The organism is Gemmobacter aquatilis (assembly GCF_900110025.1).
Taxonomy (GTDB): Bacteria; Pseudomonadota; Alphaproteobacteria; order Rhodobacterales; family Rhodobacteraceae; genus Gemmobacter; species Gemmobacter aquatilis.
Genome location: NZ_FOCE01000001.1, coordinates 34198 through 53053, shown reverse-complemented (window position 1 = coordinate 53053; position 18856 = coordinate 34198). Strand labels below are relative to the sequence as shown.

General features: G+C 63.5%; 17 protein-coding genes. 13 read left to right on the top strand and 4 right to left on the bottom strand.

Annotated elements, in window-relative coordinates:
* Positions 1-15: 15 nt before the first annotated feature.
* Positions 16-1017 (top strand): inositol 2-dehydrogenase, encoded by a 1002-nt coding sequence (gene iolG / locus BMX43_RS00245; protein ID WP_091295029.1) that lies wholly within the window; start codon positions 16-18, stop codon positions 1015-1017.
* A 71-nt stretch (positions 1018-1088) separates the two neighbouring features.
* Here the strand turns inward: iolG and BMX43_RS00240 are convergent, their stop codons facing one another.
* Genes BMX43_RS00240 through BMX43_RS00230 form a run of 3 tightly spaced genes read right to left on the bottom strand, consistent with a single transcriptional unit; the run spans position 1089 to position 5608 of the window.
* On the bottom strand, positions 1089-2333 hold the full coding sequence (locus BMX43_RS00240; RefSeq protein WP_091295024.1) for an L-rhamnose isomerase: 1245 nt from the start codon (positions 2331-2333) through the stop codon (positions 1089-1091).
* Between the two features lie 20 nt (positions 2334-2353).
* Complete coding sequence (locus BMX43_RS00235; RefSeq protein WP_091295020.1) at positions 2354-3499, bottom strand: alpha-hydroxy acid oxidase; 1146 nt, start codon at positions 3497-3499, stop codon at positions 2354-2356.
* 12 nt (positions 3500-3511) lie between these two features.
* Positions 3512-5608, bottom strand: a complete 2097-nt coding sequence (locus BMX43_RS00230; protein ID WP_425431755.1) for a bifunctional rhamnulose-1-phosphate aldolase/short-chain dehydrogenase — start codon at positions 5606-5608, stop codon at positions 3512-3514.
* Positions 5609-5773: 165 nt separating this feature from the next.
* Here BMX43_RS00230 and BMX43_RS00225 point away from each other — a divergent pair, with 165 nt between their 5' ends.
* The 12 genes from BMX43_RS00225 (at position 5774) to BMX43_RS00175 (ending at position 17924) form a co-directional block, all read left to right on the top strand.
* On the top strand, positions 5774-6586 hold the full coding sequence (locus tag BMX43_RS00225; protein ID WP_091295013.1) for a DeoR/GlpR family DNA-binding transcription regulator: 813 nt from the start codon (positions 5774-5776) through the stop codon (positions 6584-6586).
* Positions 6587-6616: 30 nt separating this feature from the next.
* Entirely contained in the window at positions 6617-7606 is a 990-nt protein-coding gene (rhaS, locus tag BMX43_RS00220) for a rhamnose ABC transporter substrate-binding protein (RefSeq protein ID WP_091295009.1), read from the top strand.
* A 67-nt stretch (positions 7607-7673) separates the two neighbouring features.
* Positions 7674-9170 (top strand): sugar ABC transporter ATP-binding protein, encoded by a 1497-nt coding sequence (locus BMX43_RS00215; RefSeq protein WP_091295005.1) that lies wholly within the window; start codon positions 7674-7676, stop codon positions 9168-9170.
* On the top strand, positions 9167-10135 hold the full coding sequence (locus BMX43_RS19655; protein ID WP_175481974.1) for an ABC transporter permease: 969 nt from the start codon (positions 9167-9169) through the stop codon (positions 10133-10135). The genes BMX43_RS00215 and BMX43_RS19655 overlap by 4 nt, the downstream gene beginning before the upstream one ends.
* Positions 10136-11113 carry an ABC transporter permease gene (locus BMX43_RS19650; RefSeq protein ID WP_175481973.1) on the top strand — a complete coding sequence of 326 codons (978 nt, stop codon included), beginning with the start codon at positions 10136-10138 and terminating at the stop codon, positions 11111-11113. It abuts the gene before it with no gap.
* Entirely contained in the window at positions 11113-11427 is a 315-nt protein-coding gene (gene rhaM, locus BMX43_RS00205; protein WP_091295002.1) for an L-rhamnose mutarotase, read from the top strand. The genes BMX43_RS19650 and rhaM overlap by 1 nt, the downstream gene beginning before the upstream one ends.
* A gap of 10 nt (positions 11428-11437) precedes the next feature.
* Positions 11438-12796, top strand: coding sequence for an FGGY-family carbohydrate kinase (locus tag BMX43_RS00200; protein WP_091294999.1), 1359 nt, complete (start codon positions 11438-11440; stop codon positions 12794-12796).
* A 407-nt stretch (positions 12797-13203) separates the two neighbouring features.
* Entirely contained in the window at positions 13204-13707 is a 504-nt protein-coding gene (locus BMX43_RS00195; RefSeq protein WP_217643916.1) for a hypothetical protein, read from the top strand.
* Between the two features lie 94 nt (positions 13708-13801).
* Positions 13802-15229 (top strand): FAD/NAD(P)-binding protein, encoded by a 1428-nt coding sequence (locus BMX43_RS00190; RefSeq protein WP_091294994.1) that lies wholly within the window; start codon positions 13802-13804, stop codon positions 15227-15229.
* A gap of 178 nt (positions 15230-15407) precedes the next feature.
* Positions 15408-16214, top strand: coding sequence for a MetQ/NlpA family ABC transporter substrate-binding protein (locus BMX43_RS00185; protein WP_091294991.1), 807 nt, complete (start codon positions 15408-15410; stop codon positions 16212-16214).
* Positions 16211-17290: a methionine ABC transporter ATP-binding protein gene (locus BMX43_RS00180; protein WP_091294987.1), complete on the top strand. Its 1080-nt coding sequence runs from the start codon at positions 16211-16213 to the stop codon at positions 17288-17290. Before BMX43_RS00185 ends, BMX43_RS00180 begins: the two co-directional genes overlap by 4 nt.
* Positions 17271-17924 (top strand): methionine ABC transporter permease, encoded by a 654-nt coding sequence (locus tag BMX43_RS00175; RefSeq protein WP_091294982.1) that lies wholly within the window; start codon positions 17271-17273, stop codon positions 17922-17924. Before BMX43_RS00180 ends, BMX43_RS00175 begins: the two co-directional genes overlap by 20 nt.
* Before the next feature lie 77 nt (positions 17925-18001).
* Here BMX43_RS00175 and BMX43_RS00170 read toward each other — a convergent pair whose 3' ends face one another.
* Positions 18002-18847, bottom strand: a complete 846-nt coding sequence (locus tag BMX43_RS00170) for an amidohydrolase family protein (RefSeq protein ID WP_091294977.1) — start codon at positions 18845-18847, stop codon at positions 18002-18004.
* Between the last annotated feature and the right edge of the window lie 9 nt (positions 18848-18856).

The following is an 18856-nucleotide window of genomic DNA, read 5'->3' as shown; positions in this document are numbered from 1 at the left end:
TGACAAGGACATCACATGTTGAACGTAGCTCTTCTTGGCGCAGGCCGCATTGCGGGCGTGCATGCCACCGCCATTTCCACCAACCCCGGCAGTCGTCTTGTCGCGGTGTCGGATATCAACGCTGACGCCGCCGCCAAACTGGCCGCGCAATACGGGGCCGAGGCCCGCACCACCGATGCCATTCTGGCCGATGCGTCGATTGACGCCGTGCTGATCGCCACCTCGACCGACACCCATTCCGACCTGATCGAGCGCGCCACCGCAGCGGGCAAGGCGGTGCTGTGCGAAAAGCCGGTGGATCTGTCGCTGGCGCGGGCGCAGTCTTGCCAGACCGCCGTTGCCAGCACGGGCAAACCGGTGATGATCGGCTTCAACCGCCGCTTTGATCCGAATTTCGCCGCGCTGAAAGCCGCGCTGGACAAGGGCGAGATCGGCAAGGCCGAACTGCTGTCGATCACCTCGTTCGACCCGGCGCCCCCGCCAGTGGCCTATATCAAGGTCTCGGGCGGGCTGTTCCGCGACATGATGATCCATGATTTCGACATGGCCAATTTCATCATGGGGGCGTCCCCCGTCACCATGTCGGCCGTGGGAACGTCCATCGTCGATCCGGCGATTGGCGCGGCAGGCGACGTGGATACGGCCGTGGTCACGCTGACCTATGCCGATGGTCGGATTGCGGTCATCAAGAACAGCCGTCGTGCGGTCTATGGCTATGACCAGCGGGTTGAGTTGTTGGGGTCCGAAGGGCTGTTGCAGGCGCAGAACATGCTGGAAAACACCGTGGTCAAATCCACGACCGCAGGCGTGACCGGCGCGAAACCCACCTATTTCTTCCTGGAACGCTACATGCCCGCCTATGCCGCAGAATGGGCAGCCTTTGTGGTGGCCGTCACCGGCGGCACCGTTCTGCCGGTGACGCTGGCCGATGGGATCGCAGCCCTTGCCATGGCTGAAGCGGCCACGCTTTCGGCCCGATCGGGCACCCCGGTCAGTCTGGCAAGCGTGCTGACATAAAGCCAGGGAGGCCCTTGCAGAAAGCGGTGAGGGGCCTTGGATGGCCGGACCCCTCACCGCCCTTGTCTGCGTCAGCCCCGCGCTGCAACACGGGCTTGGTAGGCGGTCAGATCCGTCAGCAAGGACCGCCCGGTCGGCATGTTGTGGCGCGCGCAGAACTCGGCCCAGACGGCGGCGAAGGGCAGATCTTTCAGCTCCTCGGTCAGGATCAGGCGGCGGGTGTAATCCAGCGCCGTTTCAGCGGCTTTCAGGCTGTCCCGGGGCAGAAGCAGCGCGCGCAGCAGCGCCTTTTGCATGTTGCGGGTTCCGATGACCCAGGCGGCGGTGCGGCTGATGGTGGCGTCGAAGAAATCAAGGCCGATATGGGTGCGGCCCAGAAGGTCGGCAAAGACAAGTTCCTGCGCCATGGCGAGGATGTCGTCATTCAGAAGGATCACATGGTCGCTGTCCCAGCGCACCGGGCGCGAGACGTGGAGAAGGAGACGATCCACCGACAGAGCCACGGATGACAGCTTGTCGGCAATGTTTTCGGTGGGGTGGAAATGGCCCATGTCGAGGCACAGCAGCGTGTTCTTGCGGATGGCATAGCCGAGGTAAAACTCATGGCTGCCGACAGTCATCGATTCCACGCCGATACCGAACAGCTTCGATTCCACCGCATCCAGAAGATGGGCCGTGTCATGCGGTTGCGCCAGAATGGCATCGAGTGAGCTTTCCAGCCGTCTGCGGGCTGAAATGCGGTCCACCGGAACATCCTTTGACCCATCGGGAACCCAGATGTTGTTCACTGCCGCGCTACCCAGTTCGGCACCGATCCGTGCCGCGATCTCGCGGCTGCGTTTGCCGTGTTCGATCCAGAAATCGCGGATGCCCTTGTCGGGGTGGGACAGCGTCAGGTTGTCGTCCGCCTTGGCATGGGCAAAGAATGTGGGGTTGAAATCCAGCCCGATCTTCTGGTCTTTCGCCCAATCGACCCAAGGGGCGAAATGATGGTATTCGATGGCGTCTCGGTCGGGGGTTTCATCGGTATCGAGGTAGAACGCGTGCAGGTTCAGCCGATGACGGCCGGGAATCCGGGAATAGGCGAACTCCAGATCGGCGCGCAGCTCATCAGGGGTGCGGGCGCGACCGGGGTGGTTGCCGGTGGCCTGAATGCCGCCGCCCGCGCTGCCCGATTTCTGTTCGAAGCCTTTCACGTCATCGCCCTGCCAGCAATGCACCGAGATCGGGATGCCTGCCAGTGCAGCAAGGCTTTGTTCGGTATCGACCCCCCAGTCAGTAAAGGCTTGTCTTGCGGCGGTATAAGCGGTTGTCATTCAAGCCCCCTTGGCACGGTTCAGCGGAACCGCAGATTGTTGCGCGACAGGTCAGCCACGCGGGCCGCCCCCATCAGGCGCATGTCACGTTCAACTTCGTCTTTCATCAGTCCCAGCATTCGCTCCACCCCGGCCTGGCCTGCGGCGGCCAGCGGAAAAAGATAGGCGCGGCCCAGACCCACGGCCTTGGCCCCCAGCGACAGGGCTTTCACGATATGGGTGCCGCGCTGAATGCCGCTGTCCATGATGACATCGAGCCTGTCCCCCACGGTATCGACCACTTCGGCCAACCCGTCGAAGGGGCTGCGCGAGCCGTCCAGTTGACGCCCGCCATGGTTGGACAGGATCACCGCATCGCAGCCCGCATCGGCGGCCCGGGTGGCATCGTCGGGATGGATGATGCCTTTGAGACAGAACTTGCCGCCCCAGTCCTGCACCATTTCCGCCAGATCGTCCCAGGTCATCGTCGGGTCCAGCATTTCGGTGAAATAGCGCCCGATCGACATGGTGCCGCCGCCCATCTTCACATGCGCATCCAGTTGCGGCAGGCTGAATTTCGGGTGGGTGACATAGTTGATCCCCCACATCGGTTTCAGCGCAAATTGTGCCATGCCGCCCAGTGTCAGGCGGAAGGGGATGGAAAACCCGCTGCGCTTGTCGCGCTCGCGATTGCCGCCGGTGATGCTGTCCACGGTCAGCATCATCACCTCGACGCCGGCCGCCTTGGCGCGCTGCATCATGGCACGGTTCAGGCCGCGGTCCTTGTGGAAATAGAACTGATAGACCTGCGGGGTCTTGTGGGCGGCGCGGAGTTCTTCCAGCGCAACCGTCCCCAGCGACGAGACCCCGAACATCGTGCCGTATTTCGCCGCCGCCGCCGCGACAGCGCGTTCGCCCTGAGGGTGGAACAGCCGTTGCAGGGCGGTGGGCGACAGGTAGAACGGCAGGGCCAGTTTCTGGCCCATGATCGTGGTGGAAAGGTCAACCTCTTTCACACCGCGCAAGACGTGCGGCACCAGATCAACGGCCTCAAAGCTGGCGCTGTTGCGGCGCAGGGTGGATTCGTCATCCGCCCCGCCATCGATATAGTTGAAGATCGGCCCCGGAAGCCTGCGCCGGGCCAATGTGCGAAAGTCGTGGAAGTTGTGGCACTGGGCAAGGCGCATGGCGGGTTCCGATCAGCGGGTGAAGGCCTGCACGTTTCCGGCATCGACGTTCAGGATATTGCCCGTCGATTTGGCCGAAAGATCAGACGCGAAAAAATAGACCCCTTCGGCAATATCCTCAGGATAGACCGAGCGTTTGAGCATGGAGCGGTTGCGATACATCTCTTCCAGCCCTTCCTTGTCGGTTTTGTAGGTGCTCGCACGCTGATCCAGCCATTCGCCGGACCAGATTCTCGAACCGCGCAGCACGGCATCCGGGTTGACCACATTCACCCGGATCCCCGCCTCCGCGCCTTCCAGTGCAAGGCAGCGGGCCAGATGAATCTCGGCGGCCTTGGCGGTGCAGTAGGCAGAGGCGTTGGGGCTCGCGGCGAGGCCGTTCTTGGAGGCGACGAAAATGACAGAGCCGCCTATGCCTTGCGCGCGCAAGACCTTGAACGCCTCGCGGCTGACCAGGAAATAGCCGGTGGACAGGATGTCCATGTTCTTGTTCCATAGCGCAAGGCTGGTTTCTTCCACCGGGGCGGAGCTTGCGATGCCGGCGTTGGACACCAGAATGTCCACGCCGCCAAATTCAACGGCGGTTTCGGCATAGGCGGCGATCACCTGCGCCTCGTCGGTGACATTCATCTGAAGCGAACGCACCACGTCGCGGCCAAACACCTTGGCCATGCCTGCCGCCACATCGGCCGCTGCCTTGCCGTCGATATCGGCCAGAACCACGCAAGCGCCTTCTTTCAGCATCCGTTCCGCCGTAGCCGACCCGATGCCCCCCGCGCCGCCCGTGACCAGCGCCACGCGCCCCGCCAGCGATTTGGGCTTGGGCATGCGCTGCAGCTTTGCCTCTTCCAGCAGCCAGTATTCGATGTCGAAAGCCTCTTGTTCCGGCAGGCCGCAGTATTCGCTGACGGTATCCGCCCCGCGCATGACGTTGATGGCGTTGACGTAGAACTCGCCCGAAATCCGTGCGGTGGCCTTGTCTTTGGCGAAGGTCAGCATCCCCACGCCGGGCACCAGATAGACGACCGCATTGGGGTCGCGCAGGGGTGGGGAATTTTCGTGTTTGCAGCGGTCGTAATAGGCAGCATAGCCCTGCCGGTAGTCTTCGATCTGGCCGGCCAGCGCGGCAAGGGTGGCGTCAACATCCGGGGTGGCGGGATTGAAATCCACCACCAGCGGGCAGATTTTGGTGCGCAGGAAATGGTCGGGGCAGGAGGTGCCGAGTGCCGCCAGGGGCTTCAACCTGGCGGAATTGACGAATTCCAGCACGGCGGGCTGGTCATCAAAATGGCCGACCATGGCGTGATCCCTGGAGATCATGCCGCGAATGGCGGGCATCAGTCTGGCGGCCACGGCGCGGCGGGCATCGGGGGCCAGGCTTGTCGTCACGGCACCGCCGAAGATGGTCTTGCCAGCGGTTTCCGCCGCGAACCAATCCATCGCCTTCTGGATGGTGGCGAGGGTCAGCTTGTAGCATTCCTCGGCATCGTCATCCCAGGTGAAGAGCCCGTGCGATTCCAGCACCACGCCTTTGGCCTTAGGGTTCTTCAGGCAGAAATCTTCCAGCCACAGACCCAATTCATAGCCGGGGCGCTTCCACGGCAGCCAGCCGATGTCATCGCCGAAAATCTTCGCCGTCAGCGCGCGGGAATTCTTCGCGGCGGCGATGGCGATGATGGCATCGGGGTGCATGTGATCGACGTGTTTTTTCGGCACATAGGCGTGAAGCGGTGTGTCGATGCTGGCGGCGCGCGGGTTCAGGTTGAACGTGCAGTGCGGCAGATAGCCCACCATCTCATCTTCCATGTGCACGCCCTTGTAGACGCCTTTCAGCGCGCGCAGCTTGTCCATGTACAGCGTAGCAAACCCGTCCATCTTGATGGAGCCGACATCACCGCCCGACCCTTTGACCCACATCACCTCGACCAGATCGCCGGAAAGCGGGTCTTTCTCCATCACCTTGGCGCTGGTGTTGCCGCCGCCATAGTTGGTGATTCGCTTGTCCGACCCAAGGAGGTTGGAGCGGTAGAGCAGCTTTTCAGCCTCGCTCATGGCCTTCGCCTTCGTTGAATCCCAAAGGTTTATCAGCCCGGTGTCGGTGTGGGTCACGCCATGTCCTCCCTCTACGTCTGTGGCAAATGTGCCAGAATGGGGGCGTGAGTCAATCATAAACAATCAAATTCAATCATGCTGCAGCGCAGAAATGTAATTTATGATTGATAATGATTGACAGTGATCGGAATCAGTGGAAGCTTTGCGATCAGGGAGGACGACATGCACGAAAGCGAACGCCACAGGATCATTCTGTCTGCAGTTGAAGGCCGGCCCGTTGTGACCGTGGCCGACCTTGTGACGCTGACCGGGGCGTCAGAGGCGACGATCCGGCGTGATATCGCCACGCTGCATGTTCAAAAAAAGCTGCGCCGGGTGCGGGGCGGGGCGGAATCGGTGACGCCGCCGCAGTTTGTCGGCATCAATGCCCGGCCGTTCTCGGTGAACGAGGGCATCCGTCTGGCCGAAAAGCGGGCGATTGCGCGGGCGGCCGCAGATCTTTGCGTCGATGGTTCGCCCATCATCATCAACGGCGGCACCACGACCTTTCAGATGGTGCATCCGCTGACGGCGATGAAGCTGCAGGTGTTCACCAACAGCTTTCCGATTGCCGACCATTTGCTGAAACACAGTCGCAACACGGTCCTGTTGCCTGCGGGCGCCATTTACCGCGAGCAGAACATCATCCTGTCGCCCTTCGATGAAGATGGCTCGAAGCATTTCTACGCCAAACGCATGTTCATGGGGTGCCGGGGCCTCGGGCCTCTGGGGCTCATGGAGGGCGACCCGCTGCTGGCGCAGGCCGAACAAAAGCTGATCGGGCAGGCGGAAGAGCTGATCATCCTGTGTGACAGCACGAAATTTGCGGCGCGGTCCAGCCTGTTGCTGTGCCCGTTGTCACGGATCCACACCGTCATCACCGATGACGGCATCTCCGATCGCGATGTCGAAATGCTGGCACAGGCGGATATCCGGCTGATCGTGGTGCAGGTGGGTGCCGCGGACAGAACTGCCGAGCGCGCCAGCGAAGCCTGACGCAAAACACCGCTCATAGGGAGGAAAACAATGAGCATTCTGAGGAAGATCCTGACGACGGCGGCGCTGGCCACCGCACTGATGAGCCAGACTGCCGCTGCCGAGACTGTGAAGATCGCGATCGTGGTGAAGGCGCTTGGCATCGGCTTCTTCGAAGCGGCCAACAAGGGCGCCGAAGAAGCGGCCAAGGAACTGGGCGATGTGGAAATCATCTATACCGGCCCGACCGACACCACTGCCGAAGGCCAGATCGAAGTGATCAATGCGCTGATCGCCCAAGGCGTGGACGCGATTGCCATTTCGGCCAATGACCCCGACGCCGTTGCCCCGACGCTGCAAAAGGCGATGGAGCGTGGCATCACGGTGATCTCGTGGGATTCAGGTGTGGCCAAGGACGGTCGCCAGATGCACCTGAACCCGTCGTCCAGCGCCCTGATCGGCAACACGATCATCAAGCTGGCTGCCGACAACATGCCCGAAGGCGGCGATGTGGCGATCCTGTCGGCCACCTCGACCTCGACCAACCAGAATACCTGGATCGAAGAAGCCAAAAAGGTGCTGCCGAACTATCCGGGCGTCAACCTTGTGGACGTGGTGTATGGCGATGACCTTGCCGACAAATCCTACCGCGAAGCCCAGGGTCTTGTGGCCAAGTATCCGAACCTGAAAGCCATCATCGCGCCGACAACCGTGGGCATTCTGGCCGCAAGTCAGGCAATCACCGATGCCGGTCTGATCGGCAAGGTGAACGTGACCGGCCTGGGTCTGCCGTCGGAAATGGCGGGGGCTGTTGAATCGGGCGCCACCAAATCCTTTGCGATCTGGAACCCGATTGATCTGGGCTATGCCGCAACCATGCTGGCTTACAACATCAACAAAGGGGCCACCACCGAAGCGGGCGCCTCGATCCCGATGGGCCGGATGGGCACTGCGACGCTGGACGAGAACGGCGAAGCGGCCATGTCGGACCCCTTCACCTATGACGCCTCGAACATTGCCGAGTTCAAGTCGATCTTCTGATCATCCTTGACAGGTTCAGGCCCGGCGGAAGCTGTTCCGCCGGGCCTCTCATCGAAAGGCATGTCCTATGCAACCCGTTCTGTCCCTGCGCGGCATTTCCAAATCCTTTCCGGGTGTGAAGGCTTTGCAGAATGTGCAGCTTGATCTTTATCCGGGGCAGGTGACGGCCCTTGTGGGCGAAAATGGCGCTGGAAAATCGACAATCGTCAAGGTTCTGACCGGGATCTATCAGCCCGATGGCGGTTCGATCGCCGTTGACGGCGCTGTCACCAGCTTTGCCTCGCCCGATGCGGCGGCAAAGGCCGGGGTGACAGCGATTCATCAGGAAACCGTGCTGTTTGATGAGATGACCGTGGCCGAGAATATCTGGCTGGGCCACGCCCCGCGCGGCCGGTTTGGCCTGATTGATCTGGCGGCGCAAAGGGCGGGGGCCGAGCGGCTCTTGTCCTCCATCGGGGCCAGGCTGGACCCGGATCTGAAGCTGAAAGAGTTGGGGATTGCCTCGAAGCATCTGGTCGCCATTGCGCGTGCGCTGAGCATCGAGGCGCGGGTGGTGATCATGGATGAACCCACCGCCGCGCTGAGCCACAAGGAAATCCACGAGCTTTACGAGCTTGTCGATACGCTGAAGGCGCAAGGCAAAGCCATTCTCTTCATCAGCCACAAGTTTGACGAGATCTTTCGGATCGCCGACCGCTACACCGTGTTCCGCGATGGCCAGTTCGTCGGCGAAGGCGTCATGGCCGATGTGACCGAGAGCCAGCTTGTGCAGATGATGGTCGGCCGTGCGGTCGATCAGATTTTCCCGACCCGCGCCCATAATATCGGGGCCGAGGTGCTGAAGGTCGCAGGCTATGCCCACCCGACCGAATTCGAGGATATCGGCTTTACCCTGCACCGGGGTGAAATTCTGGGCTTCTATGGTCTTGTCGGGGCGGGCCGGTCCGAGGTGATGCAGGCGCTGTTTGGCATCACGAAACCCTCGAAAGGTGCGTGCCGGATTGATGGCAAGATCGCCGTTCTGCGCTCCACCCATGATGCGATCGAAGCGGGGATTGTCTATGTGCCGGAAGACCGGGGCAAGCAGGGGGCCGTGAAGGGCCTGCCGATCTATCAGAACGTCACCCTGCCCAGCCTTGGCCGGACCAGCCGGGCGGGTTTTCTGAAAATGGCCGATGAATTCGCGCTGACGCGCTCTTACACCCGGCGTCTGGATTTGCGGGCCGCCAGTCTGGATCAGGATGTGGGGCTGCTTTCCGGCGGCAATCAGCAAAAGGTGGTGATCGCCAAATGGCTGGCCACCAAACCCCGCGTGGTCATTCTGGACGAGCCGACCAAGGGCATCGACATCGGGTCCAAGGCGGCGGTGCATGAATTCATGGCGGAACTGGCCGCGGAAGGTTTGGCTGTGATCATGGTGTCCAGCGAAATCCCCGAGGTTCTGGGCATGTCGGATCGGGTGATCATCATGCGCGAAGGCCGGATCGTGCGGGAAGTGGCGGGCGACCAGATGACGCCCGAGGCCCTGGTCCGCGCGGCGGCAGGTATTGAGGAGGCGGCATGAAAGCCCTGATGAAATCGCGCGAGGCTTTGCTTGTGCTGGTGATTGTGGTGATGACGGCGGGGATTGCCTATCGCTTTCCGGCCTTTGTCAGCATCGGCAATCTGGCCAATGTGTTCAATGACACGGCTCCCCTGATGATCCTGGCCGTGGGGCAGATGATCGTCATCCTGACCAAATGCATCGACCTGTCGGTCGCGGCCACCCTCGCCCTGTCGGGCATGGTCGCGGCGCTGCTCAACGGCATGGGCGTGCCCCTCGTGCTGATCGTGCCGATGGCGGTCGCGCTGGGGATGGGCCTTGGCATGGTGAACGGGCTGTTGGTGTGGAAGGCGGGTATCCCCTCCATCGTTGTGACGCTTGGCACCATGACCATCTATCGCGGCATCATCTTTCTGATGACGGGGGGCAAATGGATCAACGCCCATGAGATGACGGATGGTTTCAAGGCCCTGCCCCGCCTGCCTGTGCTGGGGCTTCCGGTCATGGGGTGGACGGCGATTGCCATATTGCTGGCTTTTGGTGTGGTGCTGACGCGCAGTGTCCTGGGGCGGTCGTTCTATGCGGTGGGCGGCAACCCGCACGCGGCGGTCTATGCGGGCATCAATGTGGGCCGCAGCCAGTTCGCCGCCTTCGCCATATCTGGCGCGCTTGCAGGGTTGACGGGGTACCTTTGGGTCAGCCGCTATGCCGTGGCCTATGTCGATGTGGCGGGCGGGTTTGAGCTGGACGTGGTGGCGGCCTGTGTGATCGGCGGAGTTTCGATTGCGGGCGGGATGGGCAGCGTGACCGGGCTTTTCCTCGGCTGCATTTTCCTTGGCATCATCAAGAATGCCCTGCCGGTGATCGGCATTTCCCCCTTCTGGCAAATGGCGATCTCGGGCAGCGCGATCATACTGGCGGTGGCCTTCAATGCCCTGCAAAACCGCCCCCGCGGGCGGATCATCCTGAAACAGGCGGAGGCGTAAATGACGGCTCAAGTTCGTATCGTTCCTGATCGCCTGCAAACCGGATTTGCGCGGTTTCTGCGCAGCTGGGAAGCCCTGCTGATCGTTGTCCTTGTCCTGATCTTTCTGGCGAACTCTTTCGCCTCGCCCTATTTCCTGAATGTGTGGAACCTGTCGGATGCCACCTTCAATTTTACCGAAAAGGCGATGATCGCCTTTGCCATGGCCATGCTGATCATCGCGGGCGAGATTGATCTGTCGGTTGCCTCGATCATCGCGCTGGCCTCGACCGCGATGGGGATCGCCATGTCGGCGGGGTTTGGCACGCCGGTTCTGGTGGGGGTGGGCTTGACGGTGGGCCTGCTGTGCGGCGCCGTGAACGGCTTTCTGGTCGCCGGACTGAAACTGCCCTCGATCGTCGTGACAATCGGCACGATGAGCCTGTTTCGCGGTGTCAGCTATATCATTCTGGGGGATGAGGCCTTCACCGGATATCCCGAATCCTTCGCCTTCTTCGGGCAAGGCTATGTGTGGTGGGTAGTCTCGTTTGAACTGGTGCTGTTTGCTCTGCTGGCTGTGGCCTTCTGGGCGCTGCAACACCGCAGCACCTTTGGCCGTGCGGTTTACGCCATTGGCAACAATCCCACCGCCGCGCTGTTTTCCGGCATCCGGGTGGATCGCGTGCGGTTCATCCTGTTCCTTCTGACCGGCCTGACGTCGGGCATTGCGGCGGTCTGCCTGACCTCGCGGCTTGGCTCCACCCGTCCCTCCATCGCGGCGGGGATGGAGTTGGAGGTGGTGACGATGGTTGTGCTGGGCGGCGTCAATATTCTGGGCGGGTCGGGCAGCATTCCGGGCGTCGTGCTTGCGGCCTTCATCATGGGGATGGTGACCTTCGGTTTTGGCCTGCTGAACGTGCCCGGGATCGTGATGAGCATCTTCCTCGGGTTCCTGCTGATCGGCGTCATCGCCGTGCCAAAGCTGTTGCGGAGGAAGTGATGGAAAAATACGCCTTCAAGATGAAGCTGACCCCCGGCTGTGCGGCGGAATACCAGAAGCGCCATGACGAGATCTGGCCGGAACTGGTGGAGCTGCTGCACGGGGCGGGGGTGAAGGATTATTCCATCTACCTTGATCCCGAAACCAGTATTCTGTTCGGGGTTCTGTTGCGGCGCAAGGATCATGGCATGGCGGCGTTGTCCGAGTCAGCGGTGATGAAACGCTGGTGGGCGCATATGGCCGATATCATGGAAACCCATGCCGATAGCGAACCCGTGGCGGTGCCGCTGGTTCCGGTATTCCATATGCCATGATGATCTGGACATGACACATATCGCCGTCATCGACATCGGCAAGACCAATGCCAAGCTGGCGCTGGTCGATGCCGAAACCCTTGCCGAACGGGCGGTGATCACACGCCCCAACTCGGTGTTGCCGGGTCCGCCCTGGCCGCATTTCGATCTGGACGGGCATTGGCAATTTCTGCTGTCCGGGCTGGCGCAGTTTCACCGTGATTACGGCATTGCCGCGATTTCGGTGACGACCCATGGGGCTGCGGCGGTGTTTCTGGATGCAGCGGGCGGGCTTGCTGCCCCCATGCTGGACTATGAACACCCCGGCCCCGATGCAATGGCTGCGGCCTATGACGCGCTGCGCCCGGATTTTGCCGAAACCGGGTCGCCGCGTCTGGCCATGGGGCTGAACCTTGGGGCGCAACTGTATTGGCAGCTTGCCACCGATCCCGGATTGCGGGCGCGGACCCATGCGATTGTGACCTATCCGCAGTATTGGGGCTTTCTTCTGACCGGCGAGCTGGCCTCTGACGTGTCCTCCCTGGGCTGTCACTCCGATTTGTGGAACCCTTGGCAAGGGCAGTTTTCCACGCTTGTCGAAAAGCTGGGGCTTGCGGGCGTTCTGGCACCGGCCCGGCTGCCGGGCGCGCGTCTGGGCGGGCTTTTGCACAAGGTGGCGGCGCAAACAGGTATCCCGGCGGGTACTCCCGTCAGCGTCGGCATTCATGATTCCAATGCCTCGATCTACCCATATCTCAGGGCGCGGACGGGCCCTTTCGCGGTGGTTTCCACGGGGACATGGGTGGTGTCGATGGCGGTGGGCGCCGAAACCACCCTTCTGGACGCCACGCGGGATGTGCTGGTCAATGTCAGCGCCCTGGGCCAACCCGTGCCTTCGGCGCGTTTCATGGGCGGGCGGGAGTTTGAGATCATCGCCGCCGGGTTGGGCAACAGTATCCTGCCGGAAGACCGGGCGCAGGTCTTGGCGGCCGGGCTCGCCCTGCTGCCGGCCGTTGAACCCGCGTCCGGCCCCTTCGCGGGGCGGCAGATGGCCTGGACAGCGCAGCCCCGGACCTCCGGTCAAAAGCGGGTGGCGCTGTCCTGGTATCTGGCACTGATGACCGACACCTGCCTGAGCCTGATCGGCGCGCGGGGGCCTGTCATTGTGGAGGGCCCTTTCGCCCGTAACTCCGATTACCTTGACATGCTGGCCAGCCTGCGGCCCGAGGGTGTGGAAACAGCCGCATCGACCACCGGCACCGCAATTGGCGCGGCGCTGTTGATGCTGCGAACTGCCGCGCCACATGCGACGCTGCGCTATGGTCCAGAGATCGACGGGCCACGCTACCTTCAATATGCGCGGCGCTGGCACAGCCTTTTGGCACGGTGACCGAGGGCTGAACGGCCTGCCCCCGACGCCGGGTCGCGTCTGTGACAGATGGTCCGGTTGCGCTGAACAGGGTCCGGGCGTTTTCCAATTGATTATCCGCCTCGGTCACGCCGCCACCGCTTCGGGTGTCGGCGGTTGTCGAAGGTCATCTGGCGCTGCGCTCTGCATGACAGACGCGCGCATGGTGATGACATGCCCGCTTTCACGCTCTGCGGCGGATGAGCGGGCGAATCGCCCCCTCCGTCCGCGCGTGCCGCTCCCCCCGCCCGATGGGGCATGTCGGCGAAAACCCTGTGATAGCGGGGGCAAACAAGAAAACCACCCTGTGCGGCATGGACAAAAGAGAACCAAAAAACACGACAAGAGAGGTAGATTTAATACATCCAGACGAGAGGGAGTTGGTGCAAATGGCAAATCTTCACGCAGAGGAAACCGCTCGGGCGTTTCGGCGGATGGCTTGCGCCAACGATGCGCGCCACGCCCCGGGCCAAAGTCGGCCCATGGCCTTTGATCCGGGGGCAGCCGGGGGGCCTTTGCCCCATCCGTTTGAAATCGCGGAAACCCTGCTGTTCCATCCGGCGTCGGAAATCACGGCGCGCGGTGCCATGGCCGGGCTGATCCTGCAGGTTCTGGCCGAGTGGCCGCATCTGGCCAGCCGCACGATCCGGCTGATCGACCCGGTGTTTGACAGCCTGCCGGATGTCGCCAGCCTGCGCGGCGCGGCGCGGATCACCTTTGTCCTGACGGAAAACGCGAATCCGGCGGGGGCCATCACAACGCGGGCATTGGCCGAACACCTGCACTGCGCGGTCAAGGATCAGCGGCAGCGGCGGAACCGTCTGGTCGCGGCGCTGATGGGGCTCGCCAGCCTGCTGTCCCTGCGGCAGGACGCAGGGCTGGCGATGACGTGATGCCCATGCCCGGCTGTCCGATCCGATCACTTTCATCCGCTGCCCTGCATCGCAGGGCAGCGCGCTGCATTTCAGACCAGAAGGGAACCTGCCCATGTATGTGAACCGTGCGGATATCACACCCGCCCCCTGCCGCCCCGTCATCGCCATCGTTGGCGGCGGGTATAGCGGTGCCGCCGTGGCCTGGCATCTGGCGCATGGCGCGACCGAGGCAGAGATCGTGGTGTTCGAGCCACGGCCCGATCTGGGGCGCGGTCTGGCCTATTCCACCCCGGACCCGGATCACCGGCTGAACGTGCCCGATCACCGTATGACGCTGGTCAGCGCCGACCCCTTGCATTTCAGGACCTGGCTCGCCTCGTCTGCCGCGCCCAGCCTGCCGCCGGGCAGTGCCACGTTGGCGGGCGAGGTGTTCGCCCCCCGCGCAGTCTTTGGACAATATGTTGCCGCGCATCTGGCCACGGCCCTCGAGGCGGGGCGGATCACCCATCGCCGCGAGACGGTGACCGGCATCACCACCGAGGCGGGGCGCTATCTGCTGCAGGGCAGCAGCGGCGATCCTCTGGCAGCGGATGTGGTGGTGCTGGCGGTGTCGCATCCGCCGCCTGCCCTGCCCGCCGAACTGGCCAACCTTGCCGGGGACGCCGCGCTGACCAGCGATGTCGCGGTGCCCGGGGCGCTGGCTGCAATCGCGCCGCAGGATCGGGTGCTGATCGTGGGATCGGGCCTGACCGCCGCCGACATTCTGGCCACGCTGGCCCGGCAAGGCCAGCGTGGCGCGGTGCATCTGTTGTCGCGCCACGGCTGGCGGTCGCAACCGCATGGGCCGAAACAGCCCGAAACCACCGCCGATTTCGCAACAGTCCCCGCCACCACCGCGCTGGCCCTGCTGCGTCGGGTGCGGGCGGCGCTGCGGGCGGATGCCGCGTGCGGGCTGACCTGGCACCCGGTGTTTGATCGGTTGCGCGCCCAGGGCCCGGCGATCTGGGCCGCCCTGCCCCAGCCCGAGCGCAAGCGCTTTCTGCGCCATCTGCGCGCCCTGTGGGACATTCACCGCTTCCGCATCGCGCCGCAGACCCATGCCACGCTGCAGCGGGCCGAGCGGGACAAGCGTGCCTTCTTTCACGCCGCCCGCATCATCGGCGCGCAGCGCAAGCCGCGCGGGATCGAGGTGACGATCCGGCCGCGCGGCAAGTCAGAACTGGCGCATCTGACGGTGGATCGGGTTGTGCTGGCCACCGGCCCGGCGCATGGGCAGGTGATCGCGGGCAATCCGGCGCTGGCCGCGCTGGCGGCACTGGGCTTGGTGCAGCCCGACCCGCTGCGCCTTGGGCTGGCCACCGCACAGAACGGGCAGGCCGTCGGGGTGGCGGGTCCGGTGCCGGGCCTGTTCGTCGCCGGGCCGCTGGCGCGCGGCACGATGGGCGAACTGATGGGCGTGCCCGAGGTCACTGCCTGGGCCGAACATGTGGCCGTGCAGATTCGGGCCGCATTGCCCCAAATCGCGGCGCAGCCGGGCTGACCCGGCGCGCGAATTTCCTTCCAACTTCGGGGGACAAAGGGAAAAACCCTGCTTTGCAGGTGCAGCAATTTGGAATGGCTGTGAGGCGTTTGCGGGGCTAGATTTATATCTACAAAACTGGTCGTGATTGATCTTCCCCTTCAGACCAGCCTCTCCCCACACGAAAGGATTCCCTGCCATGACGTTGAAATCATTTGCCCTTGCTACGGCCCTGACCCTTGCCACCGCCTTGCCCTCGCTGGCAGAGACCCTGAAGATCGGGGTCGTTCCCGGCGCCTATGCCGATGCTGTCGGCGTCGCCGCCGAAGAGGCCAAGGCGCAGGGGCTGGAGGTCGAGGTGATCGAGTTTTCCGACTGGAACACCCCCAACCTTGCGCTGGATGCCAAGGACATCGACCTGAACTTCTTCCAGCACCAACCCTTCATGGAGAATACCGAGGCCGAAAAGGGTTATGACTTTGCCGTCGTCGCGCCGGGCATCCTGCAGAACTTCGGCTTCTTCTCGCTGAAACACAAATCGCTGGACGAACTTCCCGAAGGTGGCAGCGTGGCAGTGGCCAATGACCCGGTGAACCAGGGGCGCGGGCTGCTGCTGCTGCAGAAGGCCGGGCTGATCACGCTGAAGCAGGGCGTGGGCTTCAAGGGCACGCTGGATGACATCACCGCCAACCCCAAAAACCTGCAATTCACCGAGGTCGAGGGCCCGCAGCTCGTGCATGTGACCCCCGATGTCGATCTGGCGCAGGGTTATCCGCATTTCATCGTGGCCTCGGGCGCCTTTGATCCGACCTCGGGGCTGATCTATTCGGGGGTCGAGGACAAGATCTTCAACGTCAGCTTCGTGTCGCGCGCGGGCGAGGAAAACGACCCGCGCATTCAGGCCTTCGTCAAGCTGTTCCATGGCTCGCAGGCGGTCAAGGATCAGATCCACACATCCTTTGCGGGCAGCGACAAGCTCTATGTGCTGGCGTGGTTGCTGAAATGACCGGCGCGGCTGTCATTCCGCTGCCGCAGGCGGGGGCGCAGGCCGCCTCCGCCGCGCAGGCGCATCGCATCGCCGGTTCGGTGCAGTTTCAGGGGCTGGGCAAGACCTACACCTCGTCCGCCGGAGAGGTTCAGGCGTTGCAGGACATTGATCTGGAGATCCAGCCGGGCGAGATTTTCGGCATCATCGGCCGGTCGGGCGCCGGGAAATCCAGCCTGCTGCGCAGCATCAACCGGCTGGAACAGCCGACCGAAGGGCGCGTGCTGGTGGATGGCGAAGACATCGCCGGGCTGGGTGAGGCCGGTCTGATCCGGCTGCGCCGCCGCATCGGCATGATCTTCCAGCATTTCAACCTGCTGTCGGCCAAGACGGTGCGCGAAAACGTGGCCCTGCCGCTGCGCATCGCGGGCGTGCAGCAGGCTGAAGCCGCGGCGCGGGTGGCCGAGGTGTTGCGGCTGGTCGGGCTGGAGGGCAAGGAAGACACCTATCCCTCGCGCCTGTCGGGCGGGCAGAAACAGCGGGTGGGCATTGCCCGCGCGCTGGTGATGCGCCCCGAAATCCTGCTGTGTGACGAGGCGACCTCGGCGCTGGACCCGGAAACCACGCTGTCGATCCTGCGCCTGCTGCGCGACATCAACCGCCGTCTGGGGCTGACCGTGGTGCTGATCACCCACGAGATGAGCGTGATCCGCGAAATCTGCCACCGGGTTGTCGTGCTGGAGCGGGGCCGTGTGGCCGAGATGGGGCCGGTCTGGCAGGTGTTTACCAGGCCGCAGCACGCGGCGACCCAGGCCCTGCTGGCGCCGCTGACCCGCGCCCTGCCCGAAGATCTGTCGGCGCGGCTGCATGACCGGGCCGAACCCGGCGATCTGCAGGTGATCGAACTGCCCTTCGCCGGTGAGGCTGCGCCCGATCTGGCCGTTCTGGCGCCGGGTCTGCGGCTGGTGCAGGCGCAGGTCGATCCGATTCAGGGCCATGCCGTCGGGCGGCTGGTGGTTCTGGCGCCGCAGGGGTTTGACCCTGCAACGCTGTCCGCAAAGGCACGGAGGCTGGGCCATGTCGCCGCAAATGATTGACCGGCTGATTGCCGCGTTTTTCGACACGGTGCTGATGGTCTCGGCCTCGGCCGGGATCGCGGTGCTGGCGGGCATTCCGCTGGCGGTGTTTCTGGTCACCTCGGGCCCCGGCGGCTTCTTTCCGGCGCCGCGGCTGAACCGGGTGCTGGGGGCGATTGTGAACGGCTTTCGCGCCGTGCCCTTCATCGTGCTGCTGGTGGCGCTGATCCCGTTGACCCGGTTGATCACCGGCACGACGATCGGGGTCTGGGCCGCCGTCGTGCCGCTGTCGATCTCGGCCACGCCGTTCTTTGCCCGCATTGCCGAGGTCAGCCTGCGCGAGGTCGATCCGGGGCTGGTGGAGGCTGCGCAATCCATCGGCGCCAGCCGCTGGAACATCGTGCGCCATGTGCTGCTGCCCGAGGCGCTGCCGGGCATCATCGGCGGGTTTACCATCACGGTGGTGTCGATGATCGGTGCCTCGGCCATGGCAGGCGCCGTGGGCGCCGGGGGCCTTGGCGATGTGGCCATCCGCTATGGCTATCAACGGTTTGACACCACGGTCATGGTGGCGGTCATCGTGATCCTTGTCGCTCTGGTCAGCCTCGTGCAGGGCGCGGGGGATACTGTGGTCCGCCGGTTGCGGGCGCGGTAGGGCGGGGGGTGCAGCCCCCGCCAAAAACGCAAAAGGGCCGGGATCGCTCCCGGCCCTTTCTGCATCTGGGGCGGCGCTTACAGATCCAGCAGCCGCGCGGCATTGTCGTGCAACACCTTTTCCAGCACCGCGTCTTTCAGGCCAAGCGCCTGAATATCCTCGATGCTTTGCCGGATCGGGCGGAACGGGTAGGACGAGCCGAACAGAAGCTGATCGGCCAGAAAGCTGTTCGCCGCCTCGACATAAAGCGCCGATCCGGGCTGGAACAGATACATGTCGGGGATCAGGAACACGTTTTCATGCCGGAAGGCCACGCCGACGATGCCCGCCACATTGGGCCAGAACCCGTGATAGGCGGCGATCTTCAGCCGCGGAAAGGCGCGCGCCACATTGGCCACCGGCGCCGGGTCGTTGAAGCGCGGGTCGGGGGTGGTCGGGCCGCTCATCAGGAACAGCGGCACCTTCAGCGCCTGCAACAGATCGTAAAGCGGAAAGAAGGCCGCGTCATCGGCATGGCGCGGCGGGGTGCCGAAACCCGGCTCCACGTCGATGCCTTTCAGGCCCAGCGTCAGGATGGCGCGTTCGGCCTCGTCCAGCGCGGTCTGGCGGCCCTGGCTGATGATATCCACCGAACCGATGCCTTCCAGCAGCGGCGAGGTGCTGGCGATCTGGTGGATCGTGTCATTGGGCAGATGCTGGCCGGGCGTGTGCCGCCCCACCACGACCGCGCGGGTCAGCCCGGCCTCCGCCACCTCCGCCAGAAAGCCCTCGGGCGTGGCAGAGCGGGTGAAATGTTCCGGGGTGCCGCGCGTGCCCACCCGGGTGTTCAGCCATTTCACCACCGCGTAATCCGGCCCCCCCGGCGTCTTGCCGAAGAAATCGTGCAAATAGGCCGGGCGGCAGCGCATGTCGATGATTTTCATGGGATTTCC